Origin of the sequence: Falsiroseomonas ponticola, from assembly GCF_016805305.1 — a bacterium.
Taxonomy (GTDB): domain Bacteria; phylum Pseudomonadota; class Alphaproteobacteria; order Acetobacterales; family Acetobacteraceae; genus Falsiroseomonas; species Falsiroseomonas ponticola.
This window is the reverse complement of record NZ_JAERQN010000004.1, coordinates 120,371-144,602: the sequence shown is the minus strand read 5'-3', so window position 1 is coordinate 144,602 and position 24,232 is coordinate 120,371. Positions and strand designations below refer to the sequence as shown.

The 24,232-nt window shown below is 72.0% G+C and carries 22 protein-coding genes; 12 read left to right on the top strand and 10 right to left on the bottom strand.

The window, feature by feature from the left end; all coding sequences use genetic code 11:
* Positions 1–89 precede the first annotated feature (89 nt).
* Positions 90–1,259 (top strand): M20/M25/M40 family metallo-hydrolase, encoded by a 1,170-nt coding sequence (locus tag JJI54_RS13975; protein ID WP_203073622.1) that lies wholly within the window; start codon positions 90–92, stop codon positions 1,257–1,259.
* On the top strand, positions 1,256–1,636 hold the full coding sequence (locus JJI54_RS13970; protein ID WP_203073621.1) for a hypothetical protein: 381 nt from the start codon (positions 1,256–1,258) through the stop codon (positions 1,634–1,636). Before JJI54_RS13975 ends, JJI54_RS13970 begins: the two co-directional genes overlap by 4 nt.
* 9 nt (positions 1,637–1,645) lie before the next feature.
* Here JJI54_RS13970 and JJI54_RS13965 read toward each other — a convergent pair whose 3' ends face one another.
* Genes JJI54_RS13965 through JJI54_RS13955 form a run of 3 tightly spaced genes read right to left on the bottom strand, consistent with a single transcriptional unit; the run spans position 1,646 to position 3,946 of the window.
* Positions 1,646–2,143 carry a hypothetical protein gene (locus tag JJI54_RS13965; protein WP_203073620.1) on the bottom strand — a complete coding sequence of 166 codons (498 nt, stop codon included), beginning with the start codon at positions 2,141–2,143 and terminating at the stop codon, positions 1,646–1,648.
* The gene (locus JJI54_RS13960; RefSeq protein ID WP_203073619.1) at positions 2,130–2,888 is read right to left on the bottom strand and encodes an SDR family NAD(P)-dependent oxidoreductase; all 759 of its coding nucleotides are present in this window, start codon (positions 2,886–2,888) and stop codon (positions 2,130–2,132) included. The genes JJI54_RS13965 and JJI54_RS13960 overlap by 14 nt, the downstream gene beginning before the upstream one ends.
* A complete protein-coding gene (locus JJI54_RS13955) occupies positions 2,885–3,946 on the bottom strand; it encodes a ketopantoate reductase family protein (protein ID WP_318987506.1) in 1,062 nt (353 codons plus the stop codon). Before JJI54_RS13955 ends, JJI54_RS13960 begins: the two co-directional genes overlap by 4 nt.
* 133 nt (positions 3,947–4,079) lie before the next feature.
* On the opposite strand from JJI54_RS13955, the gene JJI54_RS13950 reads away from it, so the two are divergent.
* Positions 4,080–4,943 (top strand): DMT family transporter, encoded by an 864-nt coding sequence (locus tag JJI54_RS13950; RefSeq protein ID WP_318987505.1) that lies wholly within the window; start codon positions 4,080–4,082, stop codon positions 4,941–4,943.
* On the top strand, positions 4,940–5,839 hold the full coding sequence (locus JJI54_RS13945) for a DMT family transporter (protein ID WP_318987504.1): 900 nt from the start codon (positions 4,940–4,942) through the stop codon (positions 5,837–5,839). Before JJI54_RS13950 ends, JJI54_RS13945 begins: the two co-directional genes overlap by 4 nt.
* Here the strand turns inward: JJI54_RS13945 and JJI54_RS13940 are convergent.
* Positions 5,758–6,180: a gamma-glutamylcyclotransferase family protein gene (locus tag JJI54_RS13940; RefSeq protein ID WP_203073618.1), complete on the bottom strand. Its 423-nt coding sequence runs from the start codon at positions 6,178–6,180 to the stop codon at positions 5,758–5,760. The genes JJI54_RS13945 and JJI54_RS13940 overlap by 82 nt on opposite strands.
* Positions 6,181–6,227: 47 nt before the next feature.
* On the opposite strand from JJI54_RS13940, the gene JJI54_RS13935 reads away from it, so the two are divergent.
* The gene (locus JJI54_RS13935) at positions 6,228–7,625 is read left to right on the top strand and encodes an L-lactate permease (RefSeq protein WP_203073617.1); all 1,398 of its coding nucleotides are present in this window, start codon (positions 6,228–6,230) and stop codon (positions 7,623–7,625) included.
* Here JJI54_RS13935 and JJI54_RS13930 read toward each other — a convergent pair.
* Positions 7,603–7,848 (bottom strand): hypothetical protein, encoded by a 246-nt coding sequence (locus JJI54_RS13930; protein ID WP_203073616.1) that lies wholly within the window; start codon positions 7,846–7,848, stop codon positions 7,603–7,605. The genes JJI54_RS13935 and JJI54_RS13930 overlap by 23 nt on opposite strands.
* Positions 7,849–7,864: 16 nt before the next feature.
* On the bottom strand, positions 7,865–8,608 hold the full coding sequence (locus JJI54_RS13925; RefSeq protein WP_203073615.1) for a TSUP family transporter: 744 nt from the start codon (positions 8,606–8,608) through the stop codon (positions 7,865–7,867).
* 87 nt (positions 8,609–8,695) lie between these two features.
* Between JJI54_RS13925 and JJI54_RS13920 the strand changes: the two genes are divergently transcribed.
* Positions 8,696–9,574 carry a LysR substrate-binding domain-containing protein gene (locus tag JJI54_RS13920; protein WP_203073614.1) on the top strand — a complete coding sequence of 293 codons (879 nt, stop codon included), beginning with the start codon at positions 8,696–8,698 and terminating at the stop codon, positions 9,572–9,574.
* 41 nt (positions 9,575–9,615) lie between these two features.
* A complete protein-coding gene (ypfJ, locus tag JJI54_RS13915; RefSeq protein WP_203073613.1) occupies positions 9,616–10,476 on the top strand; it encodes a KPN_02809 family neutral zinc metallopeptidase in 861 nt (286 codons plus the stop codon).
* On the opposite strand, the gene JJI54_RS13910 is transcribed toward ypfJ, so the two are convergent.
* Positions 10,473–11,414 (bottom strand): TAXI family TRAP transporter solute-binding subunit, encoded by a 942-nt coding sequence (locus tag JJI54_RS13910; RefSeq protein ID WP_203073612.1) that lies wholly within the window; start codon positions 11,412–11,414, stop codon positions 10,473–10,475. The two genes, ypfJ and JJI54_RS13910, sit on opposite strands and share 4 nt — an antisense overlap.
* Before the next feature lie 56 nt (positions 11,415–11,470).
* Here JJI54_RS13910 and JJI54_RS13905 point away from each other — a divergent pair, with 56 nt between their 5' ends.
* From JJI54_RS13905 to JJI54_RS13895, 3 genes are all read left to right on the top strand, one after another.
* Positions 11,471–12,919, top strand: a complete 1,449-nt coding sequence (locus JJI54_RS13905; RefSeq protein WP_203073611.1) for a M81 family metallopeptidase — start codon at positions 11,471–11,473, stop codon at positions 12,917–12,919.
* A gap of 140 nt (positions 12,920–13,059) precedes the next feature.
* Positions 13,060–15,504 carry a Calx-beta domain-containing protein gene (locus tag JJI54_RS13900; RefSeq protein ID WP_203073610.1) on the top strand — a complete coding sequence of 815 codons (2,445 nt, stop codon included), beginning with the start codon at positions 13,060–13,062 and terminating at the stop codon, positions 15,502–15,504.
* Between the two features lie 124 nt (positions 15,505–15,628).
* Positions 15,629–18,028 (top strand): Calx-beta domain-containing protein, encoded by a 2,400-nt coding sequence (locus JJI54_RS13895; RefSeq protein WP_203073609.1) that lies wholly within the window; start codon positions 15,629–15,631, stop codon positions 18,026–18,028.
* 12 nt (positions 18,029–18,040) lie between these two features.
* Here the strand turns inward: JJI54_RS13895 and JJI54_RS13890 are convergent, their stop codons facing one another.
* Positions 18,041–19,015 (bottom strand): Bug family tripartite tricarboxylate transporter substrate binding protein, encoded by a 975-nt coding sequence (locus JJI54_RS13890; RefSeq protein ID WP_203073608.1) that lies wholly within the window; start codon positions 19,013–19,015, stop codon positions 18,041–18,043.
* Between the two features lie 78 nt (positions 19,016–19,093).
* On the bottom strand, positions 19,094–20,128 hold the full coding sequence (locus JJI54_RS13885; RefSeq protein WP_203073607.1) for a TauD/TfdA family dioxygenase: 1,035 nt from the start codon (positions 20,126–20,128) through the stop codon (positions 19,094–19,096).
* 51 nt (positions 20,129–20,179) lie between these two features.
* Here JJI54_RS13885 and JJI54_RS13880 point away from each other — a divergent pair, with 51 nt between their 5' ends.
* The gene (locus JJI54_RS13880; RefSeq protein WP_203073606.1) at positions 20,180–21,148 is read left to right on the top strand and encodes a Bug family tripartite tricarboxylate transporter substrate binding protein; all 969 of its coding nucleotides are present in this window, start codon (positions 20,180–20,182) and stop codon (positions 21,146–21,148) included.
* 27 nt (positions 21,149–21,175) lie between these two features.
* On the opposite strand, the gene JJI54_RS13875 is transcribed toward JJI54_RS13880, so the two are convergent.
* Positions 21,176–22,177, bottom strand: a complete 1,002-nt coding sequence (locus JJI54_RS13875) for a Bug family tripartite tricarboxylate transporter substrate binding protein (RefSeq protein WP_226381755.1) — start codon at positions 22,175–22,177, stop codon at positions 21,176–21,178.
* 223 nt (positions 22,178–22,400) lie between these two features.
* Between JJI54_RS13875 and JJI54_RS13870 the strand changes: the two genes are divergently transcribed.
* Positions 22,401–24,170, top strand: coding sequence for a glucan ABC transporter ATP-binding protein/ permease (locus JJI54_RS13870; RefSeq protein ID WP_203073605.1), 1,770 nt, complete (start codon positions 22,401–22,403; stop codon positions 24,168–24,170).
* The last annotated feature ends 62 nt before the right edge of the window (positions 24,171–24,232 follow it).

Sequence of the window (24,232 nt, the reverse complement as noted above, 5' to 3'; positions counted from 1 at the left end):
GTCCGCCGCCACATGAGCCCTGCGTCAGGCGGCTTGCCCGCATCGTTCCGAGGCAGCAGGCTGGCGCCGGGACACGGAGACGAACCAGCATGGACGCGCCTGCCAGCAGCCTCGATGCCAGCCAGCCCTGGCTCGGCCTTCCCTTCGATGCGGAGGAGATCCTGGGGGGGCTGCGCGGCTGGGTGGAATGCGAGAGCCCGACCTTCGACGCCGCGGCGGTGGAGCGGATGCTGGCGCTGGCCGCGCGGGACCTGGCGCTGCTCGGCGCGCGGATCGAGCATATCGCGGGGCGGATGGGCTATGCCGGCTGCATCCGCGCCCGCTTCCCGCACCCGGCCGGGGATGCGGTGCCGGGCATCCTGGTGCTGGCGCATCTCGACACCGTGCATCCCGTGGGGACGCTGTCGAAGCTGCCCTTTGAGCGGCGGGGCGCGCTCTGCCGAGGCCCGGGCATCTTCGACATGAAGGGCGGCACCTACCTGGCGGTGGAGGCGATGCGCCAGCTGGTGAGCGCCGGCATCACGACGCCGCTGCCCGTGACCTTCCTGCTGACGCCGGACGAGGAGGTGGGCAGCCCCTCCACGCGGGATCTGATCGAGGCCGAGGCCCGGCGCGCGCGCTTCGTGCTGGTGCCGGAACCCGCGCGGCCCGATGGCGGGGTGGTGACGGGGCGCTACGCCATCGCGCGCTTCAACCTGCGCACCACGGGCCGGCCTTCCCATGCCGGCGCCACGCTGGGGGAGGGGCGCAGCGCGATCCGGGAGATGTGCCGGCAGATCCTGGCGATCGAGGCGATGACGACGGAAAGCTGCACCTTCTCCGCCGGCGTCATCCATGCAGGGCAATGGGTGAACTGCGTGGCGACGCATTGCGACGCGGAAGTGCTGAGCATGGCGAAGCGGCAGGAGGACCTGGATGCGGGCGTGGCGCGCATGCTGGCGCTGCAATCCTCCAACCCCGACGTGGTGCTGGAAGTGAGGCGCGGCGTGACGCGGCCGGTATGGGAACCCGATGCGGGCGTGCGCGCGCTGCATGCGGAAGCGCGGGCGATCGCGATGGGGATGGGCTTCGACATCCCGCCGCAATCCTCCGGCGGCGGGTCGGATGGCAATTTCACCGGGGCCATGGGCATCCCGACGCTGGATGGGCTCGGCGTCGCGGGGGCTGGGGCGCATACGCTCGATGAGCATATCGTCGTCTCCTCGCTGGTGCCGCGGGCGCGGCTGCTGGCGGGGCTGTTCACCAGGCTGGGGGCGTGACCATGCGGGTTCTGCTGCTGGCGGCGCTGCTGGCGCCGGGGCTGGCCATGGCGCAGAGCGCGCCGCTGACGGGGCCGAACGCGGCCGCGGTGCATGGGCAGGCGCCGACGCCGCGGCAGAACCTGACCGCACCCGCCACGGGCCAGGCGGCACCGGCGGCGCGGCCGCAGCGCCAGGCGGCGACGACGCAGCCGCGGACGCGCAACACATCGCCGCTCGGCACCGTCAATCCGCGCACGGCGACGGGGCCGCAGGGTGGGCGCACCTCGTCGAGCGAGATGCGGCATGAGGCGCAGGTGAACGAGGCGATGCGCCGGCAGCGGGAGGCGCAGCGCCGCGCGGTGGAAGCGCAGGACGGGGTGCGGCTGGGGCGATAGGCCGGCGGCTCAGTCTTCCGCGATTTGCAGCAGGACCCAGCCCTCCGGGTTCGCCAAGGGGGCGAGTTGCGGCCAGGCGCGGGCGGAGAGGGAGAGGTGGTTGCGCCGGCGGCCCAGCGTGCCGGGCGCGTTCTCCTGCATCGCGCGGCCTGGGCTGGCGGGCGGGTAGAGGTCGCAATCCTCCCACACCCGCTCGGCGAAGGCGGCGAAGGCGACGGCGCCGTCGATCGTGACCGTGACGCGTACCCAGCCGGCGGCGCCGGCGGACAGGGTGACGGTGCCCTGCACGCCAAGGCTTTCGAAGGCGATGGCGCCCTCGCGCGCCGGGGAAAGGCGCACGGGCCTGCAACCGGCCGTGTCGATCACCCAGGCGGGGTTCTCGCGGGCCGTAGCCTCGAGGTCGGTCGCGAAGCGACGCAGCGCCAGATCGGGCGGCTCCTGGCCGCCCGAGGCGCTGTCGAAGAAGTCCGGCGCGAAGCCGGGCGGCGTGTCCTCAGCTGCCGCCATCGACCGACAGGATCTGCCCCGTCACCCAGCCCGCATAGGCGGAGGCGAAGAAGAGCACGCCATTGGCGATGTCCTGCGGATCGCCCAGGCGGCGCATGGCGATGCTTTCCACCAGCGCCTTCTGCCCTTCCGGCCCGTAGCTCTCGAACTGCTTGATGGTGGCGGGGTTGGAAAGGGCGAAGCCGGGTGCGACGGAATTGACGGTGATGCCGAAGGGGCCGAGCTCCCGCGCCAGCTGCTTCGTCAGCCCGACCAGCGCGTGCTTGGCGGAGCAATAGGCCTGGATGCCGGTCTTGCTGGGCTTGAGGCCGGCGCCGCTGCTGATCGTGACGATGCGCCCGGCGCCGGCCTTCTTCATCCCCGGCGTGACGGCGCGGGCCATGTTGAAGGTGGCGTGGGTGTTGATGTCGAAGATGGCGTGCCAGTCCTCCTCCGGCACATCCTCCACCGGGCGGTTCACCTGGCCGCGCACGCCGCCGGCATTGCAGACCAGCACGGCAAGCGGGCCGCCGGTCGTGGCCTCGATGGACTTGATCCAGTCGAAGGCGGCGCCCCTGGCGGTCAGGTCGAAGGCGGCGGTGGTGATGCTGCCCTCGCAGCGCGCGGTCTCCGCCAGCTCCTCCGCCGAGAGGTCGCAGGCGAAGACGCGGCCGCCCAGCGCGGCGAAGCTGCGGGCGATGGCGCGGCCATAGCCGTGGCCGGCGCCGGTGACGGCGATGGTCTGGCCGTCGAAACGGATGTTCATGGCAGCAGCTCCAGCAGGTTGTCGTCGGACATGGGGCGTTCGCCACGCTCGCATTCATGGATCATGGCGATCAGCTTCTCGAGCGTGGGGCAGGGGATGCCGTGGTTGCGGCCGATGGGCGGCACGGCGCCGATCTGCGCATCCGCGGGCGTGGCGCGGTGGCGCACCCAGAGGTCGCGCCAGATGCCGGAATGGGTCTTGCCGTTCGGGCGGTTGAAGGCCTCCATCGCCGCCATGGAGGCGCGGGCCTTCTCCTCCGTGCCGCCGGGCCCGAAGGCGGTGGCGTCGAAGCCGTTGAAGGAGAGGGGCCGAACACCCTCCGCCCGCGCGACCGTGATGACCTCCCCGCACAGCGCGCGGACCATGGGCAGCAATTCGGTGCGCGCCATCATGTCCGCGATGCCATGCGCGGCGAGGCCCTGGGCGTAGAGCAGGGAGGAATAGGCGAGCTTGCCCCAGAGATAGCCCCAGATGTTGTCGGTCAGCACCGCATCGGGTTCGAAGACCTGTTGCAGCAGCGCGTGCAGCGCGGCGGCGCGGGGCGTCTTCGTGCCATCGAGTTCGCCGACGACGACGGCGCCGCGGTTGCCATAGGTGATGCGGCCGGGTTCCAGCCAATCCGCGCCGAAATTGACGAAGGCGCCCATCGTGCGATGCGCGCCGCAGACCTCCGCGATCACGCGCTCGCAGAGACCGTTCTGGGCGGAGAGGACGTAGCCATCGGGCGCCAGATGCGGCAGCAGGGCGCGGCAGGCGGCTTCCGTGTCATGCGTCTTCACCGCCAGGATGATGCGACGGAAGACGCCCTTCACCTGGTCCGGCGTCGCGGCGGGGGCGACGACCTTGAATTGCGTGACCGGGCCTTCGATGACCAGGCCGCGGGCGGGGTCCGCGATGGCGGCGACGTGATCCGCCACCACGTCGCAGAAGACGACGGCATGGCGCGCGCGCACGAGATGGGCGCCGATGGTGCCGCCGATGGCCCCCGCGCCCCAGACCAGGATGGGGCCGTGATCCACCGCATCCCGCGCCGCGGCCTGTTCGGCTTCCTTCGCCACGTGGCAATTCCCTTCCATCCAGCGGGGGGCCGCCATGCAGGCACCGCGCTTGCGCGACGCGGGCGGGGCGGCCCACCCTGGGGGCCACGCTAGCTGGGATACAACAGAGGTCAATGCATCGGCGTCACGCGTCGTGAGCGCGACCACCAATAATCTCAAGGGCGCCGCGCTGATGGCGGCGGCGGCCGTCTTCTTCGCGACGGAGGTGCTGTTCATCCGCTGGATGACGCTGCGCGGAATCCCGACCGAGGTGCAGCTGGCGTCCCGCGCCTTCGGGCAGCTGCTCTGGGTGATGCCGACCATGCTCGCCACCGGCATCGGCGTGTTCCGCACGAAGCGGGCGCCGATGCATGTGTTCCGCGGCCTGTCCTCGCTGATCTGCTGGGGGCTCTACTACTACTCCTTCACGCGGCTCGACATGGCGACGGGCACGGTCCTGTCCTTCACCAACGTGATGTTCACGACGATGCTGGCCGGCGTGCTGCTGGGCGAACGTGTGGATCGCTGGCGCTGGACCGGCACCATCGTGGGGCTGATCGGCGTGGCGGTGATGCTGCGGCCGGGCGCGCAGGTGGATTGGATCGGCGCCGCCGCGGCGATCGGCGCCGCCATTGCCTGGTGCGGCATCACCGTGACCAGCCGGATGCTGACGACCACGGAGACGACGAAGACGGTGCTGGCCTGGGTCGGGCTGGTGACCTTCAGCGGCGTGCTGCCCTTCGCGATCCATGCCTGGGTGCCGCTCGACTGGGGCGACATGGCGCTGATGCTGCTGGTGGCGACGGTCTGCCCCGGCATCATCTTCCTGGTGACGGAGGCGCTGCGCGCGGGCGAGGCTTCCGCCATCGCGCCCTTCCAGTACCTCCGCATCGTCGTCGTCGCGGTGGCGGGGTGGATCCTGTACGGGGAGGTCCCGGACCTCTTCGGCTGGATCGGCGCCGCGATCATCCTGGGCGGGGCGATGGTGGTGACCATCGCGGAAGCGCGGCGACGGTGATCACCCCCACGACGAAGGCCGCGCTGCTGGCGCTGGCCGCGTCGCTTCTCTTCACGCTGGAGACGCTGGCCGTGAAGGCGCTGGTCGGCGTGCCGATCGCGACGCTGGTGCTGGCGCGGGCCATCGGGCAGCTCGCCTGGACGGTGCCGGACCTCATTCGCAGTCCCGCCCGCCTGGTCCACACCAACGAATTGCCGATGCAGGTGTTCCGCGGGCTGCTCTCCGCCGTGGCGTGGTATCTCTACTACGTCTCCTTCTCCGGCATGCCGCTGGCCACCGCGACGGTGCTGTCCTTCACGACGGTGCTGTTCGTGACCGCCATGGCGGCGCCGCTGCTGGGAGAGAAGGTGGGCTGGCGGCGCTGGACGGCGACGCTGGCGGGATTCGCGGGCGTGCTGATCATCATGCGGCCCGGCATGGTGCCGGTGGGCATCCCCGTGCTGGCGGCGATCGCCGCTTCCGTCTTCGGCGCGGGCATCCTGATCACGACGAAGCGCCTGGCGCGGACGGAGCGGACCGTCACGATCATGTTCTATGTCGGCGTCGTCGCGCTGGCCGTGAGCCTGCCGGTGGCGCTGCCGGGCCTGGCCTGGCCGGGCTGGTGGAACATGGGGCTGCTGGTGGCGGCCGGGTTCCTCGGGCCATCGGCCATGTGGGTCTGGATTTCGGCACTCCGCATGGCCGATGCCAGCTTCATCGCGCCGCTGTCCTATGTGCGGCTGCTCTTCGCCGCGGGCTTCGGCGTGGCGCTGTTCGGGGAGGTGCCGGAATGGTGGCTGCTGCCGGGCGGCGCGCTGATCATCGGATCGACGCTCTACATCACGCGGCGGGAAGCGATGCTCCAGCGCACCAGGGCGGCCTCCAGCGCCGCCGGGTCCAGCGCGAAATCGGCGTAGCCCTGGCGGAGATGCGCGACATAGCCAGCAGAGGGCGGACCGGGGCGGAGCCGCTGCTCGACATAGGTCAAGGCGGGGCCGTGGCCTTCGATGTCCAGCACGACCCGGCGATAGGCGCCGAGCGCCACACCCTCCGCGATGTCCAGCGCGCGGCCGTGCTGCGCGGTGATGCGCCAGAGGCCGATTGGCACGCTCGCGGCGGCATCCCGCTCGATGGTCGCGAAGCGGTTCACCGCGAGCCGCCAGCCCGGCAGCAGCGCGGCGCCGATGACGGCGGCGCCGGGGCAGCGGCCGAGCATGCGGGCGTGGTCGAGGTTGCTGCCATAGGCGGCGTAGAGCATGGGGCGGCAGGCTGGCGCCACCGCTGCGATGTGGCAAGGATGCCCGCATGATGCTGTTCCTCCAGGCCGCGCCGCTGCTGCTGCTGCTGGGCCTTCTCGTCTCTGGCCGCGCGGGGCCTGTGCCGGCGGTGCTGGCGGCGCTGGCGGTGGCGCTGCCGGCGGTGCTGTTTTCCCTGCCACAGGGCGTGGCGGCGCTGCCCTTCCTGGGGGAGGAGACGCTGCGCGGCGCCTTCCTCGCTTCCAAGCCCATCGCGGTGGTGGTGGGCGGGTTGCTGTTCCATGCGGCGCTGGCCAGGCCGGAAGCGGGGCAGGGCGCGCCCGATGCGCGGCGCATCTTCGTGGCGACGCTGCTGATGGGCGTCTTCATGGAAAGCGTGACGGGCTTCGCGGTCGGCGCGGTCTTCGCGCTGTCCGCGTTGCGCGGCATGGGGATCGGCGGCGCGCCGGCCGCCGCCATGGCGCTGCTGTCGCTGACGCTGGTGCCCTGGGGCGGGCTCGGCCCCGGCACGGCGCTGGGCGCGGCGCTGGTCGGCATCCCGGCGCAGCAGATCGCCACCATGGCGTCCTGGCCCAACGCGGCCTGGCTGCTGCTGATGGGGCCGGTGCTGTGGCGGCTTTGCGCCGCCGCGGGGATCGTCGTCCCGCCGGCGGAGAAGCTGGCGCAGATGGGCTTCCTCGGCGCCATGGCGGCCATGCTGGTGCTGCTGCACCCCGTCCTGCCCTTCGAGGTGATCGGCGTCCTCGCCTCCGGCCTGCCGCTGCTGCTGGCGCTGTGGCGGCTCGACCCGCCCTCGGGCGCGGCGGGATGGCGGCGAGCGGGGCGGGCGATGGCGCCCTATCTCGGCCTGACGGCGGCGCTGCTGCTGGCGCGAAGCTGGGCGGCGGCGCCGGCCTGGACGCCGTTTCCCGAATTGCCGGGCTTCCCGCTGACGCATGTGGCGGTGGTGCTGTGGCTGGCGGCGGGCGTGCTGCTGGCGATGCGCGCGGATGCGCCCGCCGTCGCCGCCGGGGCGTTCCGGCGCGCCCTGAAGCCCGCGACCGCGATGCTGCTCTACGTCGTGCTGGCGCGGTGGATGGCGGGGTCCGGCATCGCCGCCAGCCTGGCGACCGCGACGGCGGAGGCGCTGGGCCCCGCCGCGCCCTATGCGGTGCCGGTGATGGGCCTCGTCTCCGGCATGGTGACGGGCAGCAATGTGGGGTCCAACGCCGCGCTGATGCCGGTGCAGTTCGCGCTCGGCCGCGCGGCGGGTATGCCGGAGGGGCTGGCGCCGGCGCTGCACAACTTCGCGGGTTCCGCCGGCGCGGGCATGTCCTTCGCCGTCACGGCCATGGTCTGCGGGCTGCTGGCGGATGGGGCGCGGCCGGGCCAGGTTTGGCGGCTGCTGCTGCCATCCCTGCTGGGCGTCGTCGTCGTGGGCTGGGTCATGGTGGCGCTGCTGGGCTGAGGCGCGCGGCCAGCGCCTGGCGCCCGGCCTCGGTCGCGGAGACCATCAGGGTGCCGGCGGGGCCGGTGACGCAGGCCACAAGGCCGCGTTCCGACGCATCCTCCCACACCGTCAGGCGCGGGCAACTGGTGCGCCAGGCGTCGATCACCTCCGCATAGGGGCGGGGCCGCGCGGCGACCCAGGCGACCAGGTCGAGGATCAGCGGTTCGGTGGTGGCGGACATCGGCAGGCTCCTCCTCTCACGTCATCACCAGCAGCCAACTGCCGTGCGCGATGTAGGTCACGGCGATGGCGGTCACGATGCGCCCGGCCCAGCGGCGGAACTGCGCTTCCGTCAGCGCATCCAGGATCTTCCGCGCCAGCACGGTGCCGAGCATGGAGGCCAGCACGGCGCCGCCGGCCAGCAGCGGATCGAGCTGCCCGGGATCGGCGACCATCGCGCCGAAATAGAGCAGCTTCAGCAGATGCGCCTGCATCTGGCACACCGCCTTGGTCGCGACGATGGCATGGCGTTCCATCCGCCCGCCCAGGAAGAAGGCGTCGGTCAGCGGGCCGGAAACGCCGGTCAGCAGCATCAGGGACATGCTGGCGATGCCGCAGGCGGTGCCATGGCTCGGCCTCGCGGCATCCGGCTTCGCCGCCGCCGGCAGCAGCTTCAGCAGGAAGGGGCTGATGCCGAGCGCGATCAGCGCCAGCGGCTTGTCCGGCACCCAGAGGAACAGGGACCAGCCTGCCGTGGCCAGGATGCAGCCCAGCGCATAGGCGCCGGCGATCCGCCAGCGGACATGGCGCAGCAGGAACGCCGCGCGCCAGGCATTCGATGCCACCTGCGTCACGGCGTGCAGCGCCATCGCATCGGGCAGCGGCATCAGCACCAGCAGCACGCCCACCAGCACCAGGCCGCCCGCCATGCCGAAGATGCCCGACAGCAGCGAGGTGCCGACCATCACCGCCAGCAGCAGCGCCATCATCCCGAGGCCCATGCAACGGCTCCTCCCGAGCCTGCTGATTGCGCCGGTCCGGGCCCCGGCACAAACTGGGAAAACTCATCCTGAGCCACAGCTTTCCTGATGGTCCATGTCCCCTTCCTGAACGGCATCCGGGCCTTCGATGCCGCGGCGCGCGCCGGCAGCTTCACCGCCGCCGCGGCGGCGCTGCATGTCTCGCCAGCCGCCGTCAGCCGCCTGGTGAAGCTGCTGGAAGCGCGCATGGGCGTGGCGCTGTTCATCCGCCACGCCAACCGCCTGGCGCTGACGGAGGCGGGGCGGCAGTACCGCGACGGGCTGGCGCCACTGCTGGAGGCGATCGCGCGGCTGACCGAGCAGGTGGCGGAACGCGGCGGGCGCGGCGTGCTGACGGTGGGCGTGGGCCCCACCTTCGCCATCCGCTGGCTGATCCCCCGTCTGGCGGATTGGCAGCGCCGCCACCCCGGGATCGAGGTCCGCATCACGACCGGCGGCGCGGCGGCCCCCTTCGCGGAGGGCTGGACCTGCGGCATCCGCCTGGGCGAGGGCAATTGGCCAGGGCTGGAGGCGATGCCCCTCTTCACGGCCGACCTGCAGCCGGTCTGCCGGCCGGACCTGGCCGCTTCGCTGGCACGGCCCGCGGATCTGGCCGGGCAATGCCTGCTCCGCGTCTCACACGCGCCGGAGGATTGGGGGCGATGGCTGGCGGCGGCCGGGGAGGGACGGGTGGCGGCCACGGGGCCGGTCTTCGACTTCTACGGCCAGGCCCAGCAGGCGGCGGCGGACGGGCTCGGCATCGCGATGGGCATCCGGCCCTATGTGGATGATGACCTGGCGGCGGGGCGGCTGGTGGCGCCCTTCGCGCTGAAGGTGCCGAAGCGCGGCCGCTGGTGGCTGGTGCACCGCCCGGCGCGGGCGGAGGAGGCGGGCTTCCAGGCCTTCCGCGCCTGGATGCGCGAACAGGCGGGCGCCGAAACCGCCTAGGCCGATGGACGTTGCCAGCCCGCCACGGAGGACGGGACGCGATGCAACTCGGCGATGGACGCGAAAGCAGCAATGTCGAGGACCGGCGCGGCGGCGGCGGCTTCGGGGGGCGGGGCATCGCCGTGGGCGGCGGGCTCGGCAGCGTGGTGCTGGTGGTGCTGGCGCTGCTGTTCGGCGTCGATCCCGGCGTGATCCTCTCGGGCGGCGATCCGGCACCCGCCCGGACGGAGACGCAGGGCGGCGGCGCGCCGCCGGCCGATGATGCCGGCAGCCGCTTCGTCCGCCGCGTGCTGGCGGAGACGGAGGATGTGTGGAACCCCGTCTTCCAGCAGATGAACCGCCGCTACCAGGAACCGCGCCTGGTGCTGTTCTCCGGCGCGGTGCAGAGCGCCTGCGGCATGGCGCAGGCGGCGGTCGGCCCCTTCTACTGCCCGGGCGACCAGCGCGTGTACATCGACCTCGACTTCCTCGCGCAGATGCAGCGGCAGCTGGGGGCGCCCGGGGATTTCGCCGCGGCCTATGTGATCGCGCATGAGGTCGGGCACCACGTGCAGAACCAGCTTGGCGTTCTGGGGCGCGTGCAGGAACTGCGCGGCCGGGCGTCGGAGGCGGAGGGCAATGCCCTGCAGGTGCGCGTCGAACTCCAGGCGGATTGCCTGGCGGGGATGTGGGCGCGGCGGGCACAGGATGCGCGGCAGATCCTGGAGGATGGCGATATCGAGGAAGGGCTGAACGCCGCCGCGGCGGTGGGGGATGACCGGTTGCAGCGCCGCGCCCGCGGCCAGGTGCAGCCGGACAGCTTCACCCATGGCAGTTCCGAACAGCGGGTGCGGTGGTTCCGCACCGGTCTGCAATCCGGCCAGCTGGAGGCCTGCGACACCTTCCGCCCGGCGCGTCCCTAACCCGCGCGGACGGTGATGCCGCGCTCCGCGTAGAAGCGCGCGGCGCCGGGGTGGAAGGGGACGACGCTGTTGGCGGGCGCATTCGCCGCCCGCGTGCCCGCCGCGCTGGGATGGATCTCCGCGACAGGGTCGGTGGCGGAGAGCGTGGCGCGGGTGAAGGCGTAGGCCACGGCATCGGGCAGCGCGGCATTGCCGACGATGAAGTTCCAGGCGGCGAAGGACAGGATCGGCGCGTCCTGCCCGCGATAGGTGCCGGGCGCGATGGTGGTGGGCGCCAGGTAGGGCAGCCGCGCCACCACGGCCGCGACCAGCGGCGCATCCAGCCCGAAGACGATGGCATCCGCCTGCGCCTGCGCGGCCAGCAGGGACGGGATGGGGACGATGGCGCCCTGCCACAGCGCGTCGATCCGGCCCTGGGCCAGCGCCGTGGCCAGCGCCGCCGGGTCGCCCGGCACGATCTCCGCCGTGATGCCCGCCGCTGCCATGGCGGCCTGGAAGAAGACCTCCGCCGGGCCGCGCGCCGGGCCGGCGCCGACGCGCCTGCCCGCGAGATCGCCGAGCTTCGTGATGCCGGAGGCGCGCAGCGCCGCGACCTGGAAGCTGGTCTCGTACATCGGGGTCAGGGCGCGGACCCTGTCATGCACGCGGCCGCCGGCGGCGGGCGTTCCGGCCAGGGCATCGGCGGCGGAGCCGAGGAAGGCGGTGCCGATGGCGGCGGCGTCATCCTGTGCCTTGGCCAGATTCTCCAGCGACCCGGCGCTGCACTCCACCACCACCGGCAGGCCCTGGCGCGCCAGGAAGGCGGCCAGCCCCTCCCCATAGGGCAGGAAGGCGCTGACAGCGCCGGCGGTGTAGAGGCGGAGCGGCGCGCCGCCCTGGGCCATGGCGGCGGCGCCGGTCAGCAGGACGGGCGCGGCGAGCAGGCTGCGACGGTGCATGGCGGGTGCCTCCGGGTGGGTGGGCAGGGCGTCCTGCCCGCCGCTAGGATGCGACCATGCCACGCATCGCCGTCGCCCGCCTCTGGTTCGAGGGCAATTCCTTCACCCCGGTCCCGACCGGGCTGCCCGAACTCATGTCCCGCGAATGGGTGGCGGGGGAGGCGGCGCTGGCGCGCTATGCCGGCACGGCGACGGAGCTTGGCGGCCTCGGGGCCTTCCTCGCGACGCGGCCCGACTGGCAGGCGGTGGTGCTGCGCTGCACCTCCGCCCAACCGGGTGGGCCGCTGACGCGCGACGCCCATGAGGGCTGGCTCGGCGAGGTGCTGGAGGGCCTCGCGGCGGGCGGGCCCTGGGATGGCGTCTATCTCTCGCTCCATGGTGCCTGCGTGGCGGAGCATGAGCCGGCGGCGGACCTGGCCACGGTGCGGCGGGTGCGGGCGGCGGTGGGCGCGACGCCGCTGGTGGCGAGCTTCGACTTCCACGGCAACATGGCGCCGGAACTGGCCACGCTGCTGGATGGGGCGAGCGTCTATCGCACCTACCCGCATCTCGACATGGATGCGGTGGCGCGGCGGGCGCTGGCGATGCTGGAACGGCGGATGGCCGGGCAGCGCCTGTTCGGCGCCATCGCGAAGCATCCCGTGGTGCTGCACAGCTTCCACATGCGCAGCGAGGCGGGCCCCATGGCGGAAGTCTGGGCGGAGGCCGCGGCGCTGGAGCATGGGGAGGTGCTGGAGGCCGCGCCCTTCGGCGGCTTCTCCTGGGGCGACACGCCCCATGCGGGGCCGAGCGGTATGGCCTGGGCGACCACGCCGGAAGCGGCGAGGCGGGCCGCGGAAGCGGTGCGGGACGCCATCGTCGCCCGGCTGCCGCGCTTCGCGGTGACGCTGCCCTCGCCGCGGGAGGCGCTGGCCACGGCGCTCGCGGCGCCGCCGGGGCTGGTGGCGCTGCTCGACCCCGCGGACAATCCGCTTTCCGGCGGCGTCGCGGATACGCCCGGCCTGCTGCGCGTGCTGGTGGAGGCCGGGCCGCCGGTGCCGACCGTCTTCGCCTTCCTGCATGATCCCGGCGGGGTGGCGCGGGCGATGGCGCTGGGGACCGGTGCGCAAGGGCGTTTCGCGCTGGGTGGGCAAAGCACGGACACCTTCGGCCCGCCGGTGGCGCTGGAGGCGGTAGTGGAGCGGCTGACCGAGGGGCGCTTCGTCAATGAGGGACCGATGGAGCGCGGCGCGCCGGTCGATCTCGGCCCGACCGTGGTGCTGCGGGCGGGGCTGCTGCGCGTGATCCTGACCAGCCGGAAGGAGGCGGCGGTGGACCCGGCCTTCTTCGCGCTGCACGGCATCGACCTGGCCGCAACGCGGCTGCTGGCCAACAAGGCGAAGAACCATTTCCGCGCCGCCTTCGCCGGGCGGTGCAGCGCCATCGTGGAATGCGACTGCCCGGGCCCCGCCGCGCTCGGCCTGGCGGCGCTGCCCTTCCGCCACGTGCCCGCATCCTGGCGTTGAGCGGCGCGCCCGCATTGTCGCCGCGGCGGCGACACAAGACGACACAACGGTACCCTGCCTGACGACAGGCCCCGCTAGGAAGATGGGGCCGGCTGCCCGGGGGGGAGGGCCGGCGCCATGCCAGGGGGATCGCCGCCACCATGCCCACGACCTTCACCGTGACACGGTCCAGCGACTGGGGCTCGGGCTTCGTCGCGCAGGTGGCGATGCGGCCGGACATGCTGCTGAACGGCTGGACGCTGCGCTTCGAGGCGGCCTTCAGCATCGTCAATATCTGGGGGGCGGAGATCGTCTCCTTCCTCGATGGCGTCTACACCATCCGCAACGCCAGCTGGAACGCCACGGGCTGGGACGGGGAGATCGGCTTCGGCTTCCAGGCGGCGACGACGGGGCCCGCGGCCGATCCCGGCCGCTTCGTGCTGGCGGCGCCCGGCGTGGTGCCGCCGCCGGTGGTCGTGGCGCCCACGGTTTCGGTCGGCGACGTGCTGGCCTGGGAGAATGACGGCGCGGCGCGCTTCGTCGTGACCGTGTCCAAGGCGAGTGCGACGCCCGTCACCGTCAGCTTCGCGACGGCGAACGACACGGCGCTGGCGCGCAGCGACTATCGCGCGGCGACCGGCAGCATCACCTTCGCGGCGGGGGAGACGAGCAAGGTCGTCTCCATCGCGCTGGTGGACAATGCGACGCGCGAACAGGCGGAGCGCTTCCTGCTGAACCTCACCGGGGCGACGGGGGCCACCATCGCGGATGGGCAGGGCATCGCGACCATCGAGGATGACGACATCGCGCGCCTCAGCGTGGCCGATGCGCGCGTGACGGAGGGCAATGCCGGCACCAAGGCGATGACCTTCACCGTGACGCTGTCCAAGGCGCAGGATGTCGTCGTCTCCACCCGCTACCAGACAGTGGACGGCACGGCGGTGGCGGGCAGCGACTATGCGGCGCGCAGCGGCACCGTCTCCTTCCAGCCGGGCGAGACCAGCAAGACCATCCGCATCGCCATCACCGGCGACACAGTGGTGGAGGCTGACGAGAGCTTCCTGCTGCGCCTGACCAACCCCGTCCGCGCCGCCTACACGGACGCCGAGGCGACAGGCACCATCGTCAACAACGACCTGCCGCGCATCACCGTGGCGGATGCGGTGGCGGTGACGGAGGGCGACCCCTTCGCGGGCGTCGCGCCGCCGAGGGGCGTGCTCTCCACCCGCGGCGGCAGCATCGTCGATGCGCAGGGGAATGCCGTGCAGCTGGTGGCGGTGAACTGGTTCGGGCTGGAGACCAGCACCTTCGCCCCGCACGGCCTCGGCACCCGGAACTGGCGGGACATGATGGACCAGATCCTGGAGACGGGGTTCAACGCCATCCGGCTGCCCTTCTCCGCCCAGGCGGTGCAGGAAGGCGGCACGCCGAACGCGATCAACTGGACCCTGAACCCCGACCTTGTCGGGCTGACGCCCTTGCAGATCATGGACAGGATCGTGGACTACGCGGGGGAGATCGGGCTCCGAATCATCCTCGACCACCACCGAAGTGCCGCGGGCAACGGCGCGAACGGCAACGGCCTGTGGCATGAGGGGCGGTTCACCGAGGCGCGGTGGATCGACATGTGGGAGGATCTGGCGGTGCGCTACCGCGGCACCGCGGTGGTGGGCGCCGACCTGCACAACGAACCGCACAACGTGGCCTGGGATGCCTGGGCGGGCGCGGCGGAACGCGCCGGCAATGCGGTGCTGGCCGCCAATCCGGACTGGCTGGTGCTGGTGGAGGGCGTGGGCGACCACCAGGGCAGCTACTACTGGTGGGGCGGCAACCTGATGGGCGCGGCGGAGCGTCCGGTGCAGCTGAACGTGCCGAACAAGCTGGTCTATTCGCCGCATGACTACCCCAATTCCGTCTATGCGCAGCCCTTCTTCCAGGGGCCGGACTTCCCGGCCAACCTGCCGGGGCTCTTCGACAAAATGTGGGGCTATCTGTGGCGGGAGGGCACGGCGCCGGTGCTGGTCGGCGAATTCGGCTCGCGGCTGGTGGACCCGAAGGACCAGGCCTGGGCGGAGAAGCTGATCGCCTACCTGTCCGGCGACATCGATGCCGATGGGGACAAGGACATCGGCGGCCCGGCGGCGTCCTTCGCCTGGTGGTCCTGGAACCCCAATTCCGGCGATACGGGCGGCATCCTGGCGGATGACTGGCAGACGGTGCTGACCACCAAGACCGACCGGCTGGCGCCCATCATGCCCGGGACGGCATCGGCGCCGGCCGAGGCGGTCTTCGTCGTCAGCCTCAGCCAGGCCGCCATCGCGCCGGTCACGGTCAACTGGCGGACGCGCGCCGGCACGGCCAGCGAGGAGGATTTCGTGGCGGCCAGCGGCGTGCTGACCTTCGCGCCGGGGGAGAGCACGAAGCGCATCGCGGTGGCGCTGCGGCCCGATGAGCAGGGGGAAAGGACGGAGACGTTCCGGCTGGAGCTGACGCAGCCGCAGGGGGCGGCGATCGGGGACGGGGTCGGCGTGGCGACGATCCTGGATGATGATGGCGGCCTTGCCGCGGCGCGGGCGGCGGCCTCGGACTGGCTGCTGGCGGCGTGAGGGACGCAAAAAGACAAATAGATCCCAATAGCCGGTTAATGAGACAATTCGCGTAAATTGAAACTTTACGATCCCGGCCCAGCATGGGATCAAGCGGCAGGATAGCCTCCTGGACCGCCTGCCCATGCCTGCCCAGATCCTCTTCCAGCGCACCGCGAGCTGGACCACCGGCTTCGTCGGCCAGGTGACGATGACGCCCGATGCGGCGCTGAATGGCTGGACCCTGGCCTTCGACGCCGCCTTCACCATCGACAGCATCTGGGGGGCGGAGATCGTCTCCTTCTCCGCCGGGCGGTACCTGGTGCGCGGGCAGTCCTGGAACAGCACGGCGCCGGCGGGCGGCACGCTGGGCTTCGGCTTCTCCGCCTCCGGCCCCGGGGCGGTCCCGGACCCCACCGGCTTCACGCTCGGCGGGGCCGGCGGGGTGCCGCTGGTGCCGCCGGGGCCGCCCAGCCTCAGCGTCGGCGATGTGGAGGTGCTGGAAGGCGCGGGCTTCGCCACCTTCGAGGTGAAGCTCTCCGCCGCCGCGGCCGGGCCCGTCACGGTGAAGTTCGCGACGGCCAACGGCACGGCGCGGGCGGGCAGCGACTACGCCGCGCTCAGCGGCACCCTGACCTTCGCGGCCGGGGAGACGGTGAAGCGCGTTTCCGTGGCGCTGGCCAATGACCGGATCTTCGAGGCCACGGAGAATTTCAGCCTGAAGCTGAGCGGCGCGACGGGCGCGACCATCGCGGACAACACCGCCATCGCCACCATCCGCGACGACGACGCGGCGCGCATCTCGATCAGCGATGCCTCGGTGGTGGAGGGCGATGGCGGCAACCGGGTGCTGTCCTTCAAGGTGACGCTGGCGGAGGCCTCCGGCAGCTCCGTCTTCGTGAACTACGCGACCGCCGGCGGCACCGCCGAATCAGGCGTCGATTTCGTCGCGCGCAGCGGGATGGTCAGCTTCTCCCCTGGCCAGACCGAGAAGATCGTCACCGTCACCGTCATCGGCGACCGCCTGGTGGAGCGGGACGAGACGATGGTGGTGACGCTGTCCGCCCCGCAGCGCGGCGTGATCGTCGATGGCACGGGCGTCGGCACCATCGTCAACAACGACCTGCCGCGCATCGCCATCGCCGATGCGACGGCGACCGAGGGCGATCCGGGCGCGCAGGGCATGGTGGGCGTGCTGTCCACGAGCGGGCGCGACATCGTCGATGCCACCGGCCAGGCCGTGAAGATCGCGGCCGTGAACTGGTTCGGGATGGAAGGCACGACCTTCGCGCCGCATGGCCTCGATGTCCGCAACTGGCGGGACATGATGGACCAGATGGCGGAGACCGGCTTCAACGCCATCCGCCTGCCCTTCAGCGCGGAGGCCGTGCTGCGCGGCGGCACGCCGAACGGCATCAACTTCGCGCTCAACCCGGATCTGGCGGGCCTGACGCCGCTGCAGATCATGGACCGGATCGTCGATTTCGCCGGCGATATCGGGCTGCGCATCATCCTGGACCACCACCGCAGCGCGGCGGGCGCGGGACCGAACGGCAACGGGCTGTGGTTCGATGGCGGCTTCACCCAGGCCGATTGGGTGGGGATGTGGGAGAAGCTGGCCGCCCGCTACGCCGGCGACCCTACCGTGATCGGCGCCGACCTGAGCAACGAGCCGCATGGCGCGAGCTGGAATGCCTGGGCGAGCGCCGCGGAACTGGCGGGCAATGCCGCGCTGGCGAAGAACCCGGACTGGCTGATCTTCGTGGAGGGCGTCGCCGAGCACCAGAACAACTACTACTGGTGGGGCGGCAACCTGATGGGCGCGGCGGAGCGGCCGGTGCAGCTGAACGTCGCCAACAAGCTGGTCTATTCGCCGCACGACTATCCGAACTCCATCTACCCGCAGAGCTTCTTCCAGGGCGCGGATTTCGCGGCGAAGCTGCCCGACCTGTTCGAGAAGATGTGGGGCTATCTGTGGGAAAGCGGGACGGCCCCGGTCTTCGTCGGTGAGTTCGGCACGCGGCTGGTCGATCCGAAGGATCGCGCCTGGCTCGACAAGATCGTGGACTATATGGGCGGCGACGTGGATGCCGATGGCGACAAGGACATCGCCGGCCCCGGCGTCTCCTACGCCTGGTGGTCCTGGAACCCGAATTCCGGCGATACCGGCGGCATCCTGGCGGATGACTGGAAGACCGTGCTGACGGAGAAGGTGGCGGCGATCCAGGAGATCCTGCCGGAGCAGGCGGAGGCCGTGCGCAAGGCAAGCTTCACGGTGACGCTGAGCGACCCCGTGAGCAATCCCGTGACGGTGGGCTGGCGCACGGCGCCGGGCACGGCGGATGCGACCGACTATGTCCATGCCTCCGGCGTGCTGACCTTCCAGCCCGGCCAGACGCGGCAGGTGATCGAGGTGGCGCTGCGCGCCGATGAGGTGGCGGAGCGCGCGGAGGAGTTCCGCCTGGAACTCTTCTCCGCCGATGGCGCCACCATCGCCGATGCGCTCGGCATCGGGCGCATCGCGGATGATGACTGGGTGCTGTGAGGGCCGGCGCCCTCAGTCCAGCTTCGCGCCGGACAGGCGCACCACCTCGCGCCACTTCTCGTTCTCGGCGCGGATGAAGGCCTCGAACTCCGCGGGGCCGAGGTAGTTGGGCTCCGCGCCGAATTCGCGCTGGCGGGCGATGATGGCGGGGTCGCGGGAGATCTCGGCGATCGCCGTGGCGTAGCGCGCCAGGATGGGGGCCGGCATGCGGGCGGGGGCCTGCACGCCGAACCAGGCCACGGCTTCGAAGCCCGGCACGCCGCTTTCGCCGACGGTCGGAACCTCCGGCGCCGCGAAGTAGCGGTCCTTCGTCGTCACGGCCAGCAGTCGCAGCGTGCCGGCGCGGACATGCGGCAGGTAGGCCGGCATGTTGTCGATCGCGACCTGGATGTTGCCGCCGATCAGGTCCGGCACCACGCCGCCCGTGCCGCGGTAGGGGACATGGGTGATGTCGATGCCGGCGCGCGCCTTCAGGTATTCGCCGCAGAGATGGCCGGAGGTGCCGTTGCCGGGCGTGCCGTAGTTCAGCCGGCCGGGATTGGCCTTCGCATAGGCCAGGAACTCCGCGAAGGTGCGCGCGGGGACGTTGGGGTTCACCACCACGCCATTCGCCACCAGGTTCACCAGCGCGACGGCCGACAGATCCTCCGGCCGGTAGGGCATGCGGCTGTAGAGGAACTGGTTGATGCTGGCGGTGCCGATCGTGCACATCAGCAGCGTGTGGCCATCCGGGTCCGACTTCGCGACCATGTCGGCGCCGAGGTTGCCGCCGGCGCCCGGGCGGTTGTCTACCACCACGGGCTGGCCGAGCATCGGGCCCAGGCGCTCCGCCAGCAGCCGGGCGGTCAGGTCCGTGGCGCCGCCGCCCTGGAAGGGAACGATGATCCGCACGGGGCGGGACGGCGCCCAGGGGGCCTGCGCCTGGGCGGACAGCGCGGGCAGGGCGAGGCTCGCGGCCAGCGCGGCGCGGCGGGTCAGGATCGTCATGGTCGTCTCCCTGTCGGTTGGCGGCCACTAACGACAGCCGCGCCCGGCGCGCAAGGTCAGGCGGAGGGCAGGAGGCGGCTACGCCGCGAGGGCGCTCCGCCCCGGCATGGCGCCGCCGCGCAGCGCGCCGGCCGCCGTGCTGCCCCATTGCCCCGCATGGCCCGCGGGCAGGGCGCGGGAGAGGGGGCTGGAAAGCCAGATGCGCAGCAGGTTGCGCCGCGCCCCCGCGGCGGCGTCATCCGCATAGGCGGTGCGGCCATGCAGCGTGACGTGCTGGTTCATGATCTGGATCTGCCCGGCCTCGAACGGCGCTTCGACGCAGAGTTCGTCGGCCAGCGCTGCCAGCATGTCCATCGCCGCCACCTGCGCGGGCGTCACGGGCGGCACGCCGGGCTGGCCCTGCGCCATCTCCACATAGGTGCGGCTGTACTGGCAGGTGAAGGCGCCATCCGGCCCCCGCGCGAAGACGGGCATGGGGAAGGGGCGGGATGCCATGCCTTCCCCTTCCTCATCCGCCGGGCGGGCGCGCCAGAAATCCTGGTAGAGCACGGCCAGAAGGTCCGGCCGCCGTTCCGCCATCGCGTCATGGATCGCGATGGTGGAGACGATGCGCGACACGCCGCCCGCGATGCCGTTGCTGGCGCAGAGCAGCGCCAGCAGGTCGCACTTGTCCGTGTGGAAGCGGAGCGGGCCGGTGGAGCGGCTGCGGTTGCGGGCGGAGCCATCGGCCCGCGCCTCGCCCGTGCCGGTCTCGTCCTTCACCTCGCCCAGCACCTCGCCCGTGGTGTTCTGCGGCAGCGGCGTGCCGATGTGGCACATCAGGCCCCAGAAAAGGCGCTTCAGGTCTCGCGCGGCGTAGCGCGCGGGGTCGAGGCCCGTGAGCCGCACCAGCCCCGCGCCGCCTTCCACCTCCTCCGCCAGGGCGCGCAGCCGGGGCGCGGTGCGGGGCAGGGGGAAATGGGCGGCGGTGATGCGGGGGATGTCGCGATCGCCGAGGCCGGCGAGCGCGGCCTCGATCTCCGCGATCTCGGCCGGGGTCAGCGCCACGGCCCAGTCGCCAAGCGTCTTGCCCGTCCAGGCGACGCGGCCGCCGATCGGTGACAGGTGCTGCACGTCGTCGCTCTCCCGCTTGTCAGCGAGGCAGGGCCGGTGGACGCTGGCGGCATGATCCGCCGCCGTGCCCTTGCCCTCGCCGCTCCCTTCCTCGTCCTGCCGGGCCTGGCCCGGGCCCAGGCGCCCTGGCCGGCCCGGCCGGTGCGCTTCATCGTGCCATGGCCGCCCGGGGGGCTCAACGACCTGGTCGCCAGGGCCTTCAACGATCCCGTGTCGCGCGCCTTGGGCCAGCCCATCGTGAACGACTTCCGCGCGGGGGCGGGCGGGCGGATCGGGGTGGCGGAGGTCGCGCGCGCGGCGCCGGATGGCTATACGATCGGCATGGGCAATCTCGGCCCGCTGACGATCTTCCCGCATTTGTTCCGGGACATTCCCTACGAGTCCGGCCGCGACCTGGCCTCCATCGTCATGTTCGCCGCAGCGCCGTTGGTGCTGGTCGTCTCCAACGACGTGCCGGCGACGAATGTCGCGGAGTTCATCGCCTGGGTCCGGTCGCGGCCGGGGCGGGGCAACTATGCCAGCGTGGGCATCGGCACCGCCCAGCACCTGATCTTCGAGATGTTCCGCGGCCGCGACGGCATCGCGATGGAGCATGTCCCCTTCCGCGGCACCAATGAGAGCCTGCCCGCCATGCTGCGCGGCGACGTCCAGGCCATGTTCGACACGCTGCCGCTGATGCGGGCGCCGGTGGAGCAGGGGCAGGTGCGGGCGCTGGCGGTGACGACGCCGGCCCGCGTGCCGCAGCTGCCCAACGTGCCGACGCTGATGGAGCAGGGCTACGACATCGATGTCGCCACCTGGTATGGCGTGATCGCGCCCGCCGCCGTGCCGGCGCCGATCCTGGCCCGGCTGCACGCCGAATACGTGAAGGTCGCTGAAAGCGCGGAAGGGCAGCGCTTCCTGGCGGAGCAGGGGCTGATCTACCTGCCGAACGCCCCCGGTGCCTTCGCCGCGCGCGTGGCGGCGGAACGCGCGCGCTGGGGGCAGATCATCGCGGCGCAGGGCATCAAGGTGGAGTGAGGGGGCGCGCCGCGCCCCCCGCCCCCCTTACTGGTCGGCCGTGGCGCCGGAGCGGCGCACGACCTCGCCCCATTTCGCGATCTCGGCCTTGATGAAGGCGTCGAAGGTCTCGGGGCTGGTGCCGCCATCGGGTGTCAGCGCGGGCGCCATGCCACCGAGATCCGCCAGGCGGCGCGCCATGTCGGGGTCCCGGATGATGGCGTTCATGGCATCGGACAGGGACTGGATGATCGGCGCGGGCGTGCGGGCGGGGGCCTGCAGGCCGAACCAGGCTGTCGCCTCCACGCCCGGCAGGCCGGCCTCGGCGGTGGTCGGCACCTCCGGCATCGCCGGGCTGCGTTCCTTCGTGGTGACGGCCAGCGGGCGGAGGCGGCCTTCGCGGAGGTGCCCGATGACGGAGGGCAGGTTGTCCACGCCGACCTCGACGCGCCCGGCGATGATCTCCTGCATCATCGGGCCGGCGCCGCGGAAGGGGACATGCGTCATGTCGATCCCGGCCTCCAGCTTCAGCAGCTCCCCGGTCATGTGCAGAGAGGTGCCGGCGCCGGAGGAGCCGATGTTCAGCCGCCCGGGGCGGGCCTTGGCCAGGTCCACCAGTTCCCGCAGCGTCCGCGCCGGCAGGGCCGGGTTGACGAAGATGGCGTTCGGCACGCGCAGCATCAGCGCGACGGCGGCCAGTTCCTCCGGCTTGATGGGCATGCGGGCGCCGTAGAGGGAGTAGTTGATGGCGCCGCCGCTGATGGTCTGCATCAGCAGCGTGTGGCCATCGGGTTCGGATTGCGCGACCACCTGGTTGCCGATGTTGCCGCCCGCGCCCGGGCGGTTTTCCACCACCACCTGGGTGCCGAGCCGCCGGCCGAGCGGTTCCGCCAGCAGGCGGGCGGCGATGTCCGTGGTGCCGGCGGGCGTGAAGCCGACGATCAGGCGGATGGGCCGGCCCGCGGCCCAGGAGGTGCCCTGGGCCAGCGCCGGCGTGGCGAAGGGCAGGGCGAGGGCGCTGGCCAGGGTGGCGCGGCGGGTGATGCGCAAGACGATGTCCTCCTCGATGACGCGGGGCGCCTTGCCCCGCGCAGCGGGCGCGGGAACTTCCGTCCCGCTCCACCGCTTCCACGCCGTTCCTGCCGCAAGAAGGCCCCCGCTTGCAAGCGACGGGGGCTTGCAAGCGGCCGGGGGGGCACGACACTGCTACACTGGATCTGCCACCCGGCCGGGACTCGGGATACGCGCGGGGCGGGATGGAGGGGCGCTGCGCATGCGTTTCATGAGGCTCTACCTGCGGGTGCTGCGGCTGTTGGGCCCGGACCGCTGGGTTGCCTATGGCCTGACCTTCGCTGCCCTGGCCCTGGCCGGCCTGTCCTTCCTGGAGCCGGTGCTGTTCGGCCGGGTGATCGACCTTCTGTCCCGTTCCGACCGGATGGCGGAGGCGGCGCTATGGGCGGAAGCCTTCGCGCTGCTCGGCCTCTGGGCCGCGGTCGGGCTTTCGGCCATCGGGGCCAATGTGGCGGTGGCGCTGCTGTCGGACCGCATGGCGCACCGCAACCGCCTGGCCGTCATGGCGCGCTATTTCGAGCATGTGCTGTCCCTGCCGCTGTCGTTCCACGGTGACACGCAATCCGGCCGGCTGATGAAGGTGATGCTGGTGGGGTCGGACAACCTGTTCGGCCTGTGGCTGTCCTTCTTCCGCGAACACCTGACGACCTTCATCGCCTGCCTCGTGCTGCTGCCGCTGACGCTGGCGATGAACTGGCGGCTCGGCCTGCTGCTGATCGTGCTGGTGATTCTCTTCGCCATCGTCTCCGCCTGGGTGATCCGCAAGACGGAGGCCGCGCAGGGCAAGGTGGAGACGCTGCACACGCGGTTGGCCGGCAATGCGCAGGACGCGCTGTCCAACGTCGTCGTCGTGCAGTCCTTCTCCCGCCTGGCGAGCGAGGCGCGGCTGTTCGGCGACATCGTGCGCCAGGTGCTGGACCACCAGTTCCCCGTGCTGAACTGGTGGGCCGTGGTCGCGGTGCTGACGCGCGGCGCCTCCACCATCACCGTCATCGCCGTCTTCGTGCTGGGCACCGTGCTGCATGTGCGCGGCCAGGCGACGGTGGGGGAGATCGTCTCCTTCATGGGGTTCGCCACCCTGCTGATCGGGCGGCTCGAGGGTGCGGTCGGCTTCGTCTCCCGCCTCGTGTTCCAGATGCCCTCGCTGGAGGAGTTCTTCACTGTCCTCGACGCCCGGTCCTCGGTGGCGGAGAAGCCGGATGCGAAGGATCTGCCGCGGGTCGAGGGTGCGGTGCGGTTCGAGAACGTGGCCTTCGCCTATCCCGGCGGGCCGCGCATCCTGGCCGATGTGTCGATGGATGCGCCGCCCGGCCGCACCATCGCGCTGGTCGGGCAGACCGGCGCGGGCAAGTCCACCGCCATGGCGCTGCTGCAGCGGCTGTGGGACCCGGTGGAGGGCCGCGTGACGCTGGACGGCCATGATCTGCGGGACCTGACGCTGGACAGCCTGCGCCGCAATGTCGGCGTGGTGTTCCAGGAAAGCCTGCTGTTCAACCGGTCCATCCGCGACAACCTGCTGATCGGCCGGCCGGATGCGACGCAGGAGGAGCTGGAGCGCGCCTGCCGGATGGCGGAGGCGCATGACTTCATCAGCGCCAAGCCGCAGGGCTACGACACGATGGTGGGCGAACGCGGCGCGGCGCTGTCCGGCGGCCAGCGCCAGCGCCTGGCCATCGCGCGCGCCCTGCTGAAGGACCCGCCCGTGCTGATCCTGGACGAGGCGACCAGCGCGCTGGATGCGGCGACGGAGGCGCGGGTGCAGCGCGCCCTGAAGGCGCTGATGGCCGGCCGCACCACCTTCGTCATCGCCCACCGGTTGTCCACCGTGCGCGACGCGGATGAGATCCTGGTCTTCGAGCATGGGAAGGTTGCGGAGCGCGGCAGCTTCGATGCACTGGTGGCGCAGGGCGGGCGCTTCGCCGATCTCGTGCGGACCCAGCTGACGGGGCCGGAGCCCGTTCCCGCCGCCTGAGGTTCAACCGTTGCGCGCAATCGTCCGTGAAGCGCACGCAATCCTTGAACCGCGGCGCCCGG